This is a genomic window from Colwellia sp. MB02u-10, from assembly GCF_014077185.1.
Lineage (GTDB): Bacteria > Pseudomonadota > Gammaproteobacteria > Enterobacterales > Alteromonadaceae > Cognaticolwellia.
In genome coordinates this window covers 1-18,618 of the sequence record NZ_JACGVK010000112.1, presented here as the reverse complement: position 1 = coordinate 18,618, position 18,618 = coordinate 1, and the positions used below count along the sequence as shown (strand labels likewise).

At 40.6% G+C, this 18,618-nt stretch carries 8 protein-coding genes; 2 read left to right on the top strand and 6 right to left on the bottom strand.

The annotated features are described in order from the left end of the window. Nucleotides 1-255 precede the first annotated feature (255 nt). Both xylB and pulA read right to left on the bottom strand, forming a co-directional pair. Nucleotides 256-1,713: a xylulokinase gene (gene xylB / locus H4J59_RS07905; RefSeq protein WP_182238313.1), complete on the bottom strand. Its 1,458-nt coding sequence runs from the start codon at nucleotides 1,711-1,713 to the stop codon at nucleotides 256-258. A 206-nt stretch (nucleotides 1,714-1,919) separates the two neighbouring features. Continuing rightward, the gene (gene pulA / locus H4J59_RS07900; RefSeq protein WP_182238311.1) at nucleotides 1,920-4,778 is read right to left on the bottom strand and encodes a pullulanase-type alpha-1,6-glucosidase; all 2,859 of its coding nucleotides are present in this window, start codon (nucleotides 4,776-4,778) and stop codon (nucleotides 1,920-1,922) included. Nucleotides 4,779-5,404: 626 nt separating this feature from the next. Here pulA and H4J59_RS07895 point away from each other — a divergent pair. Together H4J59_RS07895 and H4J59_RS07890 are read left to right on the top strand one after the other, a co-directional pair. Beyond that, on the top strand, nucleotides 5,405-8,209 hold the full coding sequence (locus H4J59_RS07895) for a TonB-dependent receptor (protein WP_182238309.1): 2,805 nt from the start codon (nucleotides 5,405-5,407) through the stop codon (nucleotides 8,207-8,209). Between the two features lie 96 nt (nucleotides 8,210-8,305). Beyond that, nucleotides 8,306-9,826 carry a tryptophan halogenase family protein gene (locus tag H4J59_RS07890; RefSeq protein ID WP_182238307.1) on the top strand — a complete coding sequence of 507 codons (1,521 nt, stop codon included), beginning with the start codon at nucleotides 8,306-8,308 and terminating at the stop codon, nucleotides 9,824-9,826. A gap of 255 nt (nucleotides 9,827-10,081) precedes the next feature. On the opposite strand, the gene nirK is transcribed toward H4J59_RS07890, so the two are convergent. The 4 genes from nirK to H4J59_RS07870 all read right to left on the bottom strand — a co-directional run bounded on the left by nirK (nucleotide 10,082) and on the right by H4J59_RS07870 (nucleotide 17,858). Continuing rightward, entirely contained in the window at nucleotides 10,082-11,206 is a 1,125-nt protein-coding gene (nirK, locus tag H4J59_RS07885) for a copper-containing nitrite reductase (RefSeq protein WP_220469759.1), read from the bottom strand. 640 nt (nucleotides 11,207-11,846) lie between these two features. Further along, entirely contained in the window at nucleotides 11,847-12,023 is a 177-nt protein-coding gene (locus H4J59_RS19795) for a topoisomerase DNA-binding C4 zinc finger domain-containing protein (RefSeq protein WP_404852010.1), read from the bottom strand. 495 nt (nucleotides 12,024-12,518) lie between these two features. Further along, a complete protein-coding gene (locus tag H4J59_RS07875; protein WP_182238303.1) occupies nucleotides 12,519-13,904 on the bottom strand; it encodes a DUF1566 domain-containing protein in 1,386 nt (461 codons plus the stop codon). A 1,005-nt stretch (nucleotides 13,905-14,909) separates the two neighbouring features. Then, the gene (locus tag H4J59_RS07870; RefSeq protein ID WP_182238301.1) at nucleotides 14,910-17,858 is read right to left on the bottom strand and encodes a UvrD-helicase domain-containing protein; all 2,949 of its coding nucleotides are present in this window, start codon (nucleotides 17,856-17,858) and stop codon (nucleotides 14,910-14,912) included. Nucleotides 17,859-18,618 lie beyond the last annotated feature (760 nt).

The following is an 18,618-nucleotide window of genomic DNA, read 5'->3' as shown; positions in this document are numbered from 1 at the left end:
CTATGTATTAAGTTTTTATCTGATGCTTACTCTTAATGCACGCGCACCATTATAGTGCAATTAGAGGGCTGTATTAATCATTAATTAACAGAGCAGTTAAGCACAAAGCTTAAGCTAAAAAAACAATAAATAAATGGATTGATGGATGAACATCGAGATTGTCTTGAAGTTAAGTTCAAGACAATCCCCTAATTTTTTTCTAGCCTTACTGAGCAAACGCTAAGTTTTTTTATTTACTACCGGCTAGTTACTTGGTTAAAAATAACCTTTCAAACTAGTGTAAAGCTTGCGATATGTTTGATATTGCGGCTGATAGTAACTAGACATGGCACTGTCACTCTCAATAACTTTAGTGATCTTGCCTGGCTGACAAACACTTTGCGGTGACTCTTTTGATATAGCTATTCGTGCTAAGCGCGCAGCACCAAAAGCAGGACCCACTTCGCCCCCTTCTCGATATATCAGTGGCTGATTAAGTACACTTGCTAATATTTTTCCCCATAATTGGCTTCGGGCGCCACCACCAATTACCGACACTTGAGCTATTTCAGTACCACCGTCCAACAACACTTGCTGTGCGTCGGCAAAAGCAAATGCGACGCCCTCTAAAACGGCACGCCCTAATGTGCTGCGCGTAGAGTTATGTGATAAACCAAAAAATACACCTTTGGCATCAGGATTATTATGGGGCGTACGCTCACCTGATAAATAGGGTAAAAAAGTAACCGCACAGGGTTGAGTAAAATCCTCATTTGCCACTTCATCTAATAAGGCTTTTTCATTAGCGGCACCGGTCAGTTTAGTTACCCAAGTTAAACAACTCGCGGCGCTAAGAATAACTGACATTTGATGCCAAGTTTCAGGAATACAATGACAGAAAGTATGAACTGCCCCATCGGTGTTCGACTGATAGTCTTTATTAGCGACAAAGAAAACGCCTGACGTGCCTAAAGACAAAAAGGCTTCGTTCGGATTAATCACACCAATACCTGCTGCTCCAGCGGCATTATCACCCGCACCAGCCGCTACCGGCACCTGCTTAACCCCCCACTGCTTAGCTACGCTAGCACGCAATATTCCAGTAACTTCTGTGCCTTCAAATAATTCAGGCATATGAGACTTATCTAAATCAGTTGCGGTTAGCATTTCATCTGACCACTGTCGATTTGCAACATCTAGCCATAGCGTGCCAGAGCTGTCTGACATATCTGAGGCATAATCACCGGTCATTAATAGACGAAGGTAGTCTTTGGGTAAGAGAACTTTTTTAATTTTATCAAATAGATGAGGTTCATTTTTTTTCACCCACGCCAGTTTCGGTGCTGTAAAGCCTGGCATAGCAATGTTGCCGGTAATATCACGACTATGGGTTATTCGTTGCTCTATTTCAGCACATTCAGTATAACTACGACCATCATTCCATAAAATGGCTGGACGAATAATATGGTCATTATCATCGAGTAAGGTTGCACCGTGCATTTGCCCCGACAAGCCAATGGCCTTTACGTCAGAGAGCGCTTTACCATGCTCAGCTTTTAATTGAGCCATGGCAAAGTTTGTTGCCTGCCACCAATGTTTAGGGTCTTGCTCTGACCATAAGTTTTCTAGACGAGATATGGTTAATGAGGACGAAGCTTGCCCAATAAGCTGCTCGTTCTCTGCAAGTATCACAATTTTAACGCCAGAAGTTCCTAAATCGATTCCTAAATACATAAACCTATCTCTTTGTTTTATCTTTGTTTTTATTGCCGTCTTTTATAATGCAACTCTAATTGCTTTCCCTTTTAAGATAAAGGATTAGTTACCTTTAATTATCAAATAAGGACATTTTTATAAGATCAAAACCAATACGGCTGATAAGCATAGCAAAAGCAAACAATTCAAAGCCCACAAAGCCTGTCACATTGCCAAAGCAACCGTTAGTACTTAACAAACACCACACTTGATAATGCCGGTACAGTAAAACCTTTTTCATCGGCTTTACTCTGCTTTAGCACACCATCCACGCTATTTTGTTGAATGGGATGCAGTTGATAATCCTTAGCTTGAGGGTAAGCGAATGTTTGTGCTTTAGTACTGGTATTAAAAATCACCAGTAAACCTTCAACATTTGCATCAACGCGTTGGCCAAGTGTGTCATCTATTTTCATTACCAACAAACCTAAGGGGTGATTAGCCACTGAATGCTGACTTAGGTTAAGAAAACTTACCTTGGCGATAATATCCTCAGCGGTTGTTAATCTAAATAATGGCGAGCTCATGCGCAGCGCGATCATCTCTTCAAATATATTAGCGCTAAAGCTAATGTCTTGAGCGCTAACCTGATCTCGCCCTTGATGACCTTTACGTACTTGGTTAATTAACGGCCAGTTCTCTTGGTCTTTATCACTGGGCGGCAAACCAACATGGTAGTAATTTTTATGCTGAGTAAAATCAACACGATTAAACCAATCGCCATAGTCATAACTGTCTCTAAGAAAAGATTTTGAGCGCATAAATTCACTGCCCATATGCAAAAAGGGAATACCTTGAGCATAGAGAACAAACGACAAGCTTTGTAAATGCATTCTGACGCGATCAGCGGTTGATACATCAAAAGCCAAACGATACTGGCTGTTATCCCACAGTGTTTGATTATCATGCTTGGAGACATAATTAATAGTATCCGCAGGGTCTAAGGCGTAGCCTGTTGGCTGATCACCATAAGGAATATCTTTACCCAGTATCGCTTTACCCTCAATAAAATAAAGCGGAAAGTTTGATAAATTCCCCGTTAAACCAATGCGTAGCTGATCCATGTGAAGATGGTATGCTTGCAAATTATTTTTTTGTGCTGAAATGTTTTGTGTTTGACGTTCGTTTGGCTGCATCAGTAAACCATTACCTAGCCCTTGTGAATCGCGCGTATTATTACCACCGCCACGCACGGCATCACGCAATCTGTCGCTATAAGTACCAATTTCACTGCCGCCTAGCTCTAGTTGACTGGCTTGAACAAAGCGAGTGTTGTTCGCAACTTCACCAAAGTTCCAACCTTCGCCATAAAAATAAGTATCCGCATCCACTGCTCGCACCGCTTCTCGCGCTGCCAGCATGGCACTTTTTGTTTGATGACCCATCAAATCAAAACGAAAGCCATCTATTTTATAATCACGCGCCCAAGTCACCAATGAATCTGACATTAACTTGGCCATCATCACCCGCTCGGTCGCGGTATTGCCACAGGTGTAACAGGTTGACTGTTCGACTTCACCTGTGATGATATTAAGCCGGTGATAATAATGCGGCACAATTTTATCAAGCACCGACTTTTCTTTTAAACCAAATTGATAAGTATGATTATAAACAACATCCATAATGACGCGAAAACCTAGGCGGTGAATACTTTGCACCATTTCACGAAACTCAACTAAACGGCTTTTACCTTTTGGACTGAGTGCATAACTCCCCTCGGGTACCGTGTAATGAAAAGGGTCATAACCCCAGTTAAAATTATCAAATTGACGCAGTTCACTCACCATTTTTTGCGCTTGAGCACTGCTAGCATCAAAACTAGCCAGTAGTGATTTCAAGCTTTGTTCTTCACTGAAATCATTTAAATAAGAAAAGTCAGTACTACAAATATCGCTCGTTGGCGCAATATCACATACTTTTACCTTTACTTGAGCAAGAGTATCATTGATATCTACCGACTGACTGTCGTCTTCATTAATAGAGGCTAAATCGTAAGTGGGCAGTAAATGAATATTGTTTAAGCCCGCTTTTTTCAGGGCCTTTAAATGGCGTATACCACTGGAGTTTTGCTCGCTAAACGCTTTGTATTTTCCTCGAAATTTATTATTCGACAGCGCATTATCATCAGAACTAAAGTCTCTAATGTGCGTTTCATAAAATATATTATCTTCAATATTTGCAACCTTAGGCACAGTCTGGTTTTGCCAGTTAAGCGGTTGCGTACTAGCATCATTTAAATCAACTACCTGTGAATATTGACTATTAACAGACAAGCTGAGTGAATATGGGTCTGTGGTGATCAGTGTTTCTATTTGCTTTGATTGAGGATGATAAACAGTAACTTGGTATTGATAGTAAGCGCCATCGAGTGAGCTATCGCCCACAACAGACCAAATACCAGACTTGGTATCTTCAAGCATTGTTAGGCTAGCGGTTGATGAGGGAGATAAATCGTCATTAAAAAGTAATAATTTGACCTTTTGCGCTGTTGGAGCCCATAACTTAAAGCTCACACCATTTTCAGTGATTTTTGTGCCTAAGTTTGTTTCTTCATTGGCGTCATTTTCACCTTTCGTATAAAGGGCGTCTAACACCGCGCCCGTTTGTACAAAATGTACATCTTGTATTTGCTTACTTTGCGCCAGCCCAACAACCACTAATGACTGCTTTAACCATGCTTTAGCTTGCGAAGGTAACAACTCAACTTTATAGGCTTTAAAGTCAGCAAGATGTGGAAATTTTTTCATTAAATAATCAGGCAAATTAACCGCTAATAAATCAAGGGCCGCAATATCTGCTTTTGCTAAATTGAGTAACTGGTAATCTACCTGCTGGTTAGCTTTAGGCATAACCAATAAATTTGGCGTTAGCCAGTGAACTGAACTATCACTCGCTTGGGCAACTAGCTCAGCAGGTACAAGTGAGTTTGCTTCAGCTACCGCTGTAGGCGAATAGCTCTTTTTCGACTGTTCACTGCAAGCCGTTAACAGTAGCGCAGCAAAACATGATGCATAAATAAAAAGTGATCTAGGGTGCTTTTTCATTGTGGCCAATCTAGTAAGTTTTCCTTGCCCTTAACTTACTTGTTAAGGGCATATAAAAAAACCCATTTTGCTATTTTGCATACGTATTCAGTTTAATATTAGCCGCTAGTATGGCGACTGTATGGCTGCTATATAGCTACTGAGTATCATTGAACCTGCTCTATTCAACTTGAATCAGTCAGGTCAATTTGAGGAGTATAATTTCAGCTGTATTAGTTAAAGCTGTGTAAATTAAAGTTGTGTAAATTAAATTAGCTTATTGCTATGGCGTTGACGCAACCATAAAATGGTTTGGCTCAAACCGGTCTCTGATCGGACTAGAACAATTTATACCTGGTTATTGATTTTCTCATCACATTCTCATCAACAGAGTGACCTACTTATTTTCATAAATATCCTTGCATACGTATTCAATCGATTTTTTGGATAAATACATCGGGTGAATACGTATGCATACGCTATTCATCTGCCAGTCTGCCCTTTATATTAAAGTTGTTCACAACTTACCGTCTTTTTAGCTTTATTTAGCAAGATGACGTGACAAGACTAATAAAAAATATAATTATTAAGCTAATGGGAAAATGGCTTATAAAAATTAATTAAAAATCAGCCAGGGGAACCTTTCAATGTTAAATTTTAAACCAAGTAAAATGACGTTAGCGTTAATTTCAAGTGGCCTTATCGCCTTAAGCACACCAACGTTTGCAGCTGAAGAAGTTGCAGCAGCTAAAAAGACTGACGAAAAAGAAATTGAAGTTATTGAAGTTAGTGGCTTTCGTAAAAGTATTGTCGAATCTATCAACCTTAAGCGTTATTCATCAAACGTAGTTGAAGCTATTTCAGCAGAAGATATAGGTAAATTGCCAGATTCTTCAATTGCTGAATCCATTGCTCGTTTACCGGGCCTAGCAGCACAGCGTATTGATGGCCGTGCGAGCAAAGTCAGTATTCGTGGTTTTGGCGAAAATGAAAGTGGCACCACCTTAAATGGTCGTGAGCAAGTGTCCATTGGTGATAACCGCGGCGTTGAATTTGACCTGTACCCTTCTGAAATTATGAGCGGCGTTACCGTTTATAAAACACCCAATGCTAGCCTTGAAGGTGAAGGTATTGCCGGTGTAATCGATTTACAAACCATTAAACCGTTAGACCAAGACGGTCGTGTTATTCAATTTAATGGTACCTATGAAAACACCAGTTTTGATAAATTAAACCCTGATGGTGATGATGATGGTTTAAAAGGCACCTTCTTCTATATGGATCAATTTGCTGATGATACCTTAGGTGTAGCTTTTGCCTACACCACCATGGCATCACCTAACCAAGAGAAACGTTGGAATTCATGGGGTTATCCTGAGTTTGAATATGAAGATGGCTCAAAAGGTTCTATCTTAGGGGGTGCTAAGCCATTCGTTCGCTCATCTAACTTAGAGCGTGACTCAGCTATGTTAGTGATTGAAGCTACGCCAACCGACGACATAAAAATGACCTTTGATGCACTTTATGTCGACTTTTTAGATACCAAAATTTTACGTGGTATTGAAATACCTTTCGCATGGGGTCAAGGTTCTATTTCGGCTGATACCGCGGTAATTGACGCGGCAACAGGCTTTGTTACCAGTGCAATCACACAAGATCAACGCGTTGTAGTACGTAATGACTATGAAGAACGTGAAGCACAATTAATGTCATTGGGTTTTAATACTAACTGGGCCGTAACGGATGGTTGGACATTAGATTTTGATGTGGCTTATTCAAAAGTTGAACGTGATGTTTACAGTGTTGAAAGTTATGCTGGTACGGGTCGTGGTGATAGTCGAGGTGCTGGTGATGATTTAGGTTACACTTTTAACTCAGGCAATACCGGTGCTACTTTCTCTCACGGCTTAGATTATAGCGATTACAACCTAATGCAACTCGGCGGTCCATTAAGTTGGGGTTGGAGTGGCGCATTAAATGACCAGTATGGCGTTACCGGTACTGAGTACGAAAACCAATTACAAGATGGCTTTATCAATACCCCAAGCATTGATGATGAGCTAATGTCATTAAAGTTTGCTGCTAACCAAGAACTTGATTTTAACTTCATCACTGAAATAACTTACGGCGTTGCTTATCGCGAACGTGAAAAAACCAAGCAGTCTGAAGGTTATTTCATGACCTTAAGTGATTTTTCTCTTGATAATCCAGGCATGAAAGTTGTACCAGAAGAATACCGTGAAGGCACTGCTAATTTAGACTTTATTGGTATGGGCGATATGATCGCTTATGACACTATGGGCTTAATCAAAGATGGTTATTATAACCTAATGCAAGAAAGCTTAACTAACCCAACGCATGCTACCAAGTCTTGGATGGTCAATGAAAAAGTAATGTCTGCTTTTGTACAAGCTGAAATATCTTCTGAAATTGCGGGTATGCCCTTAACCGGTAATTTTGGTGTGCGTTATGTTTATACCGACCAATCGTCACAAGGCAATGCTTTTAACACGGTTGATGGTTTAGTGGTTACTCAACCGACTGACGTGAGCCATGACTATAGTCACTTTTTACCGAGTGTAAACTTGTCGATGCAAATTGACGATACTCAAACATTACGCTTTGGTGCTGCAAAAACTATTTCTCGTGCGCGTTTAGATGAAATGAATGCGTCATTTAACGCCTCATATAATCAACAACCCGATACCGAAGGTAACTACTGGAGTGTCTCAGGGGGTAACCCTTCACTTGAACCAAAAGAAGCCATTGGACTTGATTTATCTTATGAAAATTACTTCAGTGCTGAAGGTTACTTTTCCGTAGCACTTTTCCACAAAGATTTACAAAACTGGATCTTTGATGGTAGTTACGCCGTGGATATGACTGGCGTAGCAAACCCAGCGACAGGTGAAATACCGGCAACCACATCAGGTACTGGTAATGGTAAAGTCAATGGTGGTGAAGGCACGCTTTGGGGTTATGAATTATCGGCCACTTTACCCCTTAACATGCTAACAGAACATCTTGATGGTTTCGGAATTATTGCGAGTTATACTGGCATTGAATCTGATATGAAAGATCAAAATGATAATGACTACGAGTTACCTGGTTTATCTAAAACTATTACCAGTGCAACCTTTTATTACGACAAAAATGGTTTCTCTGCTCGTGCCAGTATGCGTAAGCGTGATGCCTTTAAAGGTGATGTTTACGGCCTAGGTTTCAATACAGTACAAGTTGATATTGTCGGTGAAACTATTGTTGATGCACAAATTGGTTATGACTTCGCTGAAGGTGGTTTTGAAAGCTTAGAAGGTTTATCTATCTTCTTACAAGGTTATAACTTAACTGAAGAGCCATTCACCTCATTACAAGGTGAAAATGCACTACAAGTACGTGATTACCAAGACTACGGAAGCTCTTATTTATTAGGCTTTAGCTACAAAATGTAATTTTTTAGTCTAGTGCGATAAAGTAAAGCCCTTGTGATAATCTCTTGCAAGGGCTTTTTTATTTAACCTACATTGGTATCACGCTCGAGAAATATTATGCATAAAAATAACACTCAAGGTCAGATAAAAAATATCGTTATTGTGGGTGGTGGTACCGCTGGATGGATGACAGCTTCACTACTCGCCAAAGTACTAGGTAAAACCCTCAATATTACGTTAGTTGAATCAGATAACATTGGCATTGTGGGTGTTGGTGAAGCCACCATACCTCCTATCGTTAACTTTAACCGCGCTATTGGCATTGACGAAAAAGCGTTTATTAAAGCCACTAAAGGCACCATAAAACTGGGGATAGAATTTAATCACTGGCATAAAGACGGTGAGCGCTATATGCATGCTTTTGGCAGCATAGGTAAAAAATTCCCTTTTTGTGATTTTCATCATTTCTGGCAAAAACATCAACAATTACAAAGTGGCAGCGACAATATTGACGGTAACAGTTTCTGGGATTATTCCTTAAACTACCAAGCCGCTAAGCAAGGTAAGTTCGCGCCAATTAAACAAATTCCCAATACCAATTTACCTGGGTTAGCCTACGCTTATCATTTTGATGCTGGTTTATACGCTAAATTCTTACGTAAACACGCAGAGGGCTTAGGGGTAAAGCGCATTGAAGGAACGATTACCGACATAGCGCAAGATGATAAATCAGGCGATATCAACAGCGTAACACTTGAAGATGGCACCAGTATTAGCGGTGATTTATTTATTGACTGTACGGGCCTAGCGGCTATTTTAATAGAAAAAACACTCAGTACCGGTTATGACGACTATTCTCACTGGTTGCCCTGTGATCGTGCCATCGCCGTACCCTGTGAAAAAACCGATCATATTGAACCTTACACCCGCTCAACTGCCCATAAAGTTGGCTGGCAATGGCGCATTCCACTGCAACATAGAACAGGAAACGGCTTAGTTTATGCCAGTAAACACATGAGTGATGAAGAGGCTAAAGCGTTATTACTCAAAAATATTGACGGTAAAGCGCTAGCCGAGCCAAAAATCATTTCATTTAAAACCGGTCGCCGCCGTAAACAATGGAATAAAAATGTTATTGCCATTGGTTTATCTAGTGGCTTTTTTGAACCCTTAGAAGCCACTAATATTCATTTAATTCAAACAGCTGCTACGCGCTTAGTTAAATTTTTTCCTCACTACGGTATTAACCTTGAAGAAGTGAACGAATTCAATCGTCAATCAAAGACGGAGTCTGAAGGTATTCGCGATTTCATTATTTTACATTACAAACTTAATAACCGCGGCGATAGTGAATTTTGGCGGGCTTGTCAGCGCATGGATGTACCTGAGTCATTAATGAATAAAATTCAGTTATTCAAAAAAACAGGGAAAGTATTTTGTCAGCCTGACGATTTATTTACTGAAACAGCATGGCAACAAGTCATGATAGGTCAAGGTAATATACCTGAAGATCATCACCCATTAGTCGATACCTTATCAACAGAACAGGTGGACGATTTAATGAAAAACTTAAAAATATTAATCAATCGTACGGTAGAAACAATGCCAAGCCACGATGATTTTTTACATTCACTTTAAGCCTGTTTGGTAGCAACAAACCTATAACTTAAAAACCAGTAACTTAAGAAACTAATAGGTTAACAAAGCTATCGTTTAAAAAAGCGGTGAATTAACAAATTTACCGCTTAAACATATATTCATCAGGTGTATGCAATTCGTTGTTCTACTTTGTGGACGTGGCACTTGCAGCACCTAAAGAAAATAGCGTCATGACTAAAATAGATTTCATCATGACTTTTTCTACAGCTTATTATTCAGTTTCATTACTAGGTTTTATTTAATAGGACTAGGCTTAGAAACCTGTTCCATTAAGTCATTATTCCATTTTCCTTCTACCGATACATGCGCTAAAGCACCCAACATAACAGCTTCAATTAAGTTATGGTTAACATAAGCATAACTACCAGGTTGTTTAAAGGTATACATTGCTGCAACAGCTGAGCCGCCAAGTACTGACCATGTTTCTTGATTAGTGATCGGTGTGTCATTAAATGAACCACCTGGCCATACAAGATCACCGTGACCACCAATCAAATGGATACGGGTGTCACGATTTGCTTCTGAATGTAGAAATAAAACCGTTTCACCCACTTTGGCTGTCATGGCATTTTCACCCGTTAAAGCACCCACTTTGCCATTAAAGGTAATATGTGTCGGAATTAAACCTCGCATTACAGCCATAGTGTCAGCCATGCCCTCTGCCGGTGAGTTATAACGTTTGTATTTACCATGGTCATCTTTAGGCACATACCAATCTTGCTCGCCGATATAATAGGCTTTGTCATAGCTTACAGATTGACCCTTTTCATCTTTTAAACCTTCACGGGGTAAAATCATAATAGCGCCATTCATCCCTGAAACAATGTGGAATGGAATCATGACACCACCGGGTGCACAATGATAAACAAACACACCGGCTTTAGTGGCTTTAAAACGAAGTACAACTTGTTCGCCAGGAGATACATCGGTTAAAGCACCACCACCCAAAGCACCTGTTGCCGCATGAAAATCTATGTTGTGGAGAAGTGTATTTGTTTTAGGATTTTTCAGGGTTAGCTCTACATAATCCCCTACGTGCGCGACAATCATTGGACCCGGGTTTGAACCTTCAAAGGTCATTGCTTGGACAAATGCGCCGGGTGATATTTCAATCTCTTTTTCAACCACTTCCATAGTCATAGCAATAATTTTAGGGCCACCCTTAGCCACTTGCTCATGCTTAGGTAAAAATGGTGGTGCTACTAATATTTGTGTTACGCGCTCAAGTCCTTGCGCTTGTGATGCAATGCCTACTTTAGCAGTATCAAGTGTCTTACCTGCATATGACCCTGCCGAAAAGGCTACCAGTGTTGTAGTAACTGCGATACTTAGGGCTAATTTTTTAAAAGGATTCATCATTATGTCTCCGAGGTTTATTATCAATTACGTTCTTATCAACGCTAAGTCGTAACCATACCTTAAAACTTTTATATATCATTGATTTAGATCAAAAGAGCCATTAACACATCTAAATCATTTAAACGACATTGGTAATACTTTTTGCAACATTGCCGTAGTGTAGCCATCAGAAAAATGAAAATAGACAGCAACTAAGCATAGAAATATTTGGAATATACCTAACTCAAAACTCGGCGATACATACTGAACAATACATACTGAATGAAATAGCTTACCTCACACCAAAACCCCAGCAAGTGAGGTTGACTTCAACTTGTCGCCAAAAATAAAGCTAACAGAGGGGGCGTTGTGGGTAAATTACGATAGTTAATTCTCTGTTATATTTTTAATGCAATATAGTGTTTAAAACGAGCATCAGTAATTCAAACAGGCATTTGACTTCATGGTAACTCAATGACTATATAGTGGATAAGCGGACTATATATTGTGATAAACCTTAGTCGACTGACCTAAGAAAAAATCGATAGCTAGCTTCCGCTCAACACATAGCATTGTGAGCTTCCAACATTAGTTGATTTTGCCCATTGGGTGTTGCCATATTTATTGAGATGCTTCCAACTTTATTTAGATGTTTCCAACTTTATTCAGCGGCTACTTCAGGCCAGTGTATTTTTGAGCCATCAAGACCCTTTTTACAACTCAAGGGATCCTTGCCTTTATAGTTTCTACAGCCCCAAAACTCGCCATTTTTACTGGAACGTAACACCCTCTCTGCATTACATTTTTCACAAGTGGGTATGGCATTTTGACATATCAACAGACAGGATTAAAAGCGCTAGGCTCTATATAAGTTCGACTTTAGTCCGTCAACTGCTTAACGTGCAATTAACGTGATGAGTTAACAAAATAATCAATTAAAAGTAGCCAAGCACCGGATAAAACCTTTATCGATAAAATTAGTCGGGGCTGGGACTTTCTCGGTTACCATTTTGATAGCAAACACTTAACCGTGACAGCAAAGACGGTAGAAAAACACCTTTTGCATTACTGACAGCCTTATGAGCAACTAAACATGAAAAAACCCTCCTCAGATGAGATGGTTTTGACCTTAGGTTGGTATGTAAAACGTTAGCAGTAATGGGCTGCCAAAGGCTTAACGGGCATTATGATTAACCTTACCAGGGGGGCGATAATGACGAACAAAATCGTATTGTGTTCGCCCTAAAATTTCCTGGTACATCGGCAAATCATAATATAGCGCCATAAAAATCGACCGTTTCGCGGATAAAGTCACAGTTAAATAAATATATAATTAAAAAACCCTAACGGCTCGCACTCTTTGACTATAACCCTTACCATTTGAAGCCATGGACCCGTTCGTGAAGTACTGCTGCCAAGCAAAATTATTGTTAATTTGCGACGAACTCCAATAGCTGGTATCGGCAAAACCGCCAACCCCATTGATATGTAAGTTTTCGTACATCAAGTTTAACTCATCTTTTGAAGGGAGAAACCAACCTTCGAAGCCATTATAGTTATGACTACTAGCCAATATCGCGGCCCTATGAGGTTTATTCCCCATATCTGGTTCGTTAGTGCATGTGTGAGCCAATATAGTAGCTGTGTTAGTCTTCCCCTCGCCTACAGATGTGCCAAACGCCCCACTCACAATCTCACCATAACATCCCCATTCGGCACCTGTGCCATAATATTCATCCTGGTCCAAGGGGGCCGCTTCTATTCCATGAAGCCCGCCATCGGTAATATAAAATATCCAACCGCCTGCAGGACCTACGTCACCTATTTCATAAAACACGGGGCATTCTCCTTGCGTCCAGGTAGGCTGACCATCACAGAATGACAAACTACTGGCATCTTCAGCCGGAGCAGATATCATCATCCAAGCATTGCCGTTCCAGTACTGCATATCACCCTCAAACGCACCATTATACATGATGCCATCAGCACCAGCTGCACCCGTATTACCGGTTAGACCTTGAACACCCGACGCGCCAGTGGCACCCTGAATACCTTCAGGGCCAGCAACGATGCTATCAGCTCCAGCTAATCCCTGGATACCTTGATCACCCGCTGAACCCATTGCACCATCGGCACCTTTTAAACCCAGCAGACCCGTTGCGCCAGTAGCTCCCGTATTACCGGATAAACCTTGAACACCCTGCGCGCCAGTAGCACCGGCGTCGCCCTGTATACCTTGCGCACCCGTTAAACCCAATGCCCCATCGGCACCCACATTACCGGATAAACCTTGAACACCCTGCGCGCCAGTAGCACCGGCATCACCCTGTATACCTTGCGCACCCACTAAACCCAATGCCCCATCGGCACCCGCATTACCGGGTAAACCTTTAGCACCCTGCGCGCCAGTAGTACCGGCGTCACCCTGTATACCTTGCGCACCCACTAAACCCAATGCCCCATCGGCACCCGCATTACCGGGTAAGCCTTGAGCACCTTGGATACCTTGAGCACCCGTGGCTCCAGCAGTACCCGGTGTTAGACTGATTGTTTCAATGCGTGTTTCTAGCTCATTAAAGTTAGCATTGACATCGTTGGCATTAGCGACACTACCATTACTAAAAACCGTTAAATCACCGGCCAAAGCGGGTGTGACTGCCAGTGAGATACAGACACTCAAAATAGCGAGGACGGGTATGCCTATCGGTGTTTTCTTCATCTTTTTACCTTATTGGTGTGACTGACATTAAATGTTAATTAATTTTTTTAGGTTATAATTTCATGCCGTTGTCTTGCTACTCGGTAGCGCTACTCTAGGTATCACTGCCCCATTGTAAATTGCCCCATTGTAAATTGCCCCAGACCTTATTGGGCTATGCCTCAAGAATGGCAAGGGTCTGATTAAAGTGACTTTGTGCCAGGTCGCATCTACGAGTGTGATGGCCGAAATAGTATCTAATAATGTCGTGATACCTTGGTCTACCGACAGGTCGGCTAGACTTGGGGTGGGACACTATTGAGCAAAGGGAATTCATTTAATGTCGACATTTATCAGTAACGCCTTATCTTGAAATATATAAATATATATCCGTGAGTTTGCGTTTTAAAGACCTGCAGCAAGCAGAGTAAACTAGGAGCTTTATATTATACTGTGCACTGCACTCCTTCATTTTATATATAATACATTACCTTACATTCTTAGTACATTAGCTTACACTTTGTAATGCATTATACTTGCACTTTAAATACAAATAAATTGATTAAGCGCCGTATTAATGAGACCCCATCTAATCATCTTGGTAAAATAGGGGGCATCTTAGCTCATGTGATGAGGCCTACCCATTACGTGCCATTAATCAAGTAAAAATCAGTAGCGGGGTGGGGAGTAGAGCTTTGACGGATAAAAAATCAGCCCAAGTAACTATAGCGTAAAGACTTGTTGTGAAAAGCTCACTAGCCATCTCTGACTGAACGGCGATTATGGTTTAGGGCGGACGTTAGCCAAAACTCGCTACTAATGTAGCCACTACGCACTTTAAGTCATCCCAATTCAACTCATAACTATATGGTTGCTAAGCCGACTATTTATTGTGATAAACCTTAGTCAGCTGACCTAAGAAACAATCGATAGCTAGCTTCCGCTCAACACATAGCATTGTGAGCTTCCAACGTTAGTTGATTTTACCTATTGGGTGTTGCCATATTTATTGAGATGCTTCCAACTTTATTCAGCTGCTACTTTAGGCCAGTTTATTTTTGAGCCATCAATACCATTTTTACAACTCAAGGGATCATTACCTTTATAGTTTCTACAGCCCCAAAACTCGCCATTTTTACTGGCACGTAACACCATTTCTGCATTACATTTTTCACAAGTGGGTATCACATTTTGACATGATGGATTTAAACAAACTTTAAAACCTTTATGGCGTTTTTGGCTCATGGGGCTTGCACATTTAACGCACGGTTGTTCTGTATGCTCGCAGCGCGGAAAGTGTGAACAGGAATAAAAAGCGCCATACTGACTGGCACGTTTTTTTAATGTGCCAGTTTCACAAACCAGACAGTTTAGCTGGTCAATAAATGCTTGGCTGGTGGCACTGCCAAATTCATCTAGCTCAAGATCAAGGCTATGTTCGTCGATAAGCTCTTGAACAAAGCAGCTGGCATTGCTCATATCGGCAATAATATAAACTCTGTCTTTAGCCCTGGTTAGCGCGACATAAAATAATCGCCGCTCTTCTGCATAAGCAAAAGCTTCTTTTTTAGCGAGCAGTGCATCAAGCAGTGCGGGCGTTGCTTTTTCAGAAGGAAAGCCATGCGCGCCTTTTTTCAGTCCGATAATAATCACATAATCAGCCTCTTTACCTTTTGAAGCATGAAAAGATTGCGCTTCAATGTTTAATAACGAGTATTGATTATTTAACTGCTTTAACGCTGCTTTACTAGGTAACTGAAACCAAAAACGCGCCAGTAAGTAAACGCTCACTGGCTGAGATACTTTAGCTGAAATAGCAGCTAAAGCCTCATCAACCGCGCCATTTTCCAGCTCATCAATCACATTTTTATTTGATGAATTAAAAGCAGCATTCTCACGTTTAAGCAGTGAAACCGCAGGGCCTTGAACCTGTTTAAAGGCGTTAATTTTTTTATGAATTTGTGCCGGATTTTTACCAATAAAATTTGTCGCGACTTTGCTAATTTGATTATTAAAGCGAAAAGTTTTATCTAATACTGATTGCGTGGTGGCGCCAAAAAAATCAGCAAAACCTGTGGTTAACCTCAGGTCTGCACCACTAAAACGATAAATAGCTTGCCAGTCGTCACCAACGGCAAAAATTGAACAGGCTTTATTATTATCACGTAATGCTTTAACTAATCGCGCCCGTGGCACTGATATATCTTGAAATTCATCCACCATAATATAACGCCACGGCGATTTAAATTGCCCCGTTTGAACATACGCTAGCGCTTTATTGATCATATCTTCAAAATCAATTTCTGCTTGGCGTTTTAAATGGGCCTCATAGGCAGTTAAAATCGGCTTAAGTAACACCAGTGCCTTGGCGGTTTGCTGTGGATCAGCAGAATGGGCAATAACCTTATCTTTTAAGCTATGCTCTAACGCGGCCTCTAAGGTAGAGTCAACATCAGCCGCTTTATAAAGCCCAACTAACTGACAAAACAAGCTAGCGAGTGCGGTTATTTGTCCACTTTCTTTTAAACTTTCCAGTATCGCTTCATCGGGCAGTAATTCAACGGCAATTTTTTGGCGAGTAAAAAACGCTTCTAAAGTGCTAAGTAACCGCCCTTGTTTATGCTGCGCGTAGCTTAATTCAAGACAAGGAGTTTGATAATGCTGATGAGTATTGCGCTTCCATGTTATCGCCTCATGGTAGGCCTTTTTATCAATAAAAGGCGCGGTATTGCCTTGCTCATCTATAGCGTAATATTCAATATAAACATTCAATTCAGGCAGAAAAAAGTTTGGTTGATATTGCCTACCCGCTATGGTTTTTAGCTTGTGTGCATAGCTAGCCTCATATTGATATTCTATACCGTGATTAAATAACCAATTGGCAATAGTGAGATCAGCAAAGCTTTTAACCTTATCGCCTTTTAAACTACGAATATCGTTGTCGGTTAAATATTGGTAGTACTCACCTAAGCTATTAAAATCAAAATCGTTTCGCTCAACATAATAATACTGAGTGAAATATTCAATGACCAAATATCGATACTGAGCATGCTGATCAATTAAGCGTTCAAAACAGCTTTGGATCCACTTAACCTTAGTTTTTTCATCTGTGGCTAATACCGACAAGCTAGGTTTAGCCCCCTCCACCTGAGCAATAATATTTAGGCCTAAACTATGAAAAGTTGTCGCACTTATTTCAGTGGTCGCCAGTTTGTCTTTTATTCTTTCATCCATTTCGTCAGCAGCTTTACGGCCATAAGCCAGTAATAACATTTCACTAGGTTGCGCTTGTTGGCTATTAAGTAAATAACCGGCGCGTCCTACCATAACACTGGTTTTGCCCGTGCCAGCGCCCGCTAGCAACAAATTATTATCATTGTCGATAATACAAGCTCGGCGCTGATGTAGTGTTAAAGGATTAGACTCAACATTATCAAAAAAGTGTTGATGAACTTGCAGCTGCCGCTTGATATAGCGTTCACGACAATCGTCTATATCCTGCGCTTGCCAATGTTGGTAATGGTTAAGCAATTGCAGTTTTTCAGTCACCATTACTTTTGCTTTACTCTTGTTGATCCAAGAAAACCAACGCGTAAACTCTTGATTAACGGCTAATTGAACGCGTTTAATAGTCGATTGTCGTAGATATTTCTCATGAGTAATTTTTTTTATCGCACTTAATAATGTGTCAAGCCGTGGCATGTTAGCCGCGACCCAAAGTTGCTGACAATGGCCCTGCTGCATAAGCCTAGAACTATAAGCTAGCATGGTAAAAACATAGTTTTTATTGGCCGTTTTTAAGGTGACGATTTGCCCAAAAAAACTGAGACAAAACATTGGAGGGACTAGAAGATCTTGCCATTTAATTTCAATTAAACTGTTTTCAACATCAAAAGACAAGCCAATTTCATTGATATTAATTGTCGTGTTTTTACCCATAAAACGGCCAAAAATACTTGAAGGGATATATTTCATTTACAACAAAAACCTAACACTGGAGAGAGAAAACAAGGAAAGAACTTATTCTAACATTAGTCATGCAAACAGGTAGGAATAAAAAGCGCTAGGCACTTTGTAGGGGGGGGGGACTTTAGGCAATCAAGTTGAATGAAATTTAACCGTCAACAACAAAAATACCGTTCTAAAAAAATCACCCAACGCCAAATGAGCACCCGCAGGCCCTTTGTAGGTTGGACTTTAGTCCAACAAGTTAAATGAAATTTAACCGTTAACAGCACAAATACCGAAAAAATCAATACCCGCGACAGCTGTTTGTTAACCCATCACATTAACTGCCCGCTAAGCAGTTGACAGACTAAAGTCCGTCCTACAAAAAGCACATAAGAAAAATAATAAAAAAAAGCCCAACACCACATAACATCCGCAGGCCCTTGTAGGTTGGACTTCAGTCCAACAAGTTAAATGCAATTTAACCGTTGACAGCACAAATACCAAAAAAAACAATACCTGCTACAGCTGTTTGTTAACCCATCACATTAACTGCCCGCTAAGCAGTTGACAGACTAAAGTCCGTCCTACAAAAATCACAAAAAAATCACAAAAAAAAGCCCAACACCACATGACACCCATAGGCCCTTGTAGGTTGGACTTCAGTCCAACAAGTTAAATACAATTTAACCGTTAACAGCACAAATACCGAAAAAAATAATACCCGCCACAGCTGTTTGTTAACCCATCACATTAACTGCCCGCTAAGCAGTTGACAGACTAAAGT

Excerpts from the sequence above, each read along its gene's own strand:
- H4J59_RS07895 (WP_182238309.1), top strand. The coding sequence starts at position 5,405 with ATGTTAAATTTTAAACCAAGTAAAATGACGTTAGCGTTAATTTCAAGT.
- nirK (WP_220469759.1), bottom strand. The coding sequence starts at position 11,206 with ATGATGAATCCTTTTAAAAAATTAGCCCTAAGTATCGCAGTTACTACA.
- H4J59_RS07875 (WP_182238303.1), bottom strand. The coding sequence starts at position 13,904 with ATGAAGAAAACACCGATAGGCATACCCGTCCTCGCTATTTTGAGTGTC.
- H4J59_RS07870 (WP_182238301.1), bottom strand. The coding sequence starts at position 17,858 with ATGAAATATATCCCTTCAAGTATTTTTGGCCGTTTTATGGGTAAAAAC.
- pulA (WP_182238311.1), bottom strand. The coding sequence starts at position 4,778 with ATGAAAAAGCACCCTAGATCACTTTTTATTTATGCATCATGTTTTGCT.
- H4J59_RS07890 (WP_182238307.1), top strand. The coding sequence starts at position 8,306 with ATGCATAAAAATAACACTCAAGGTCAGATAAAAAATATCGTTATTGTG.
- xylB (WP_182238313.1), bottom strand. The coding sequence starts at position 1,713 with ATGTATTTAGGAATCGATTTAGGAACTTCTGGCGTTAAAATTGTGATA.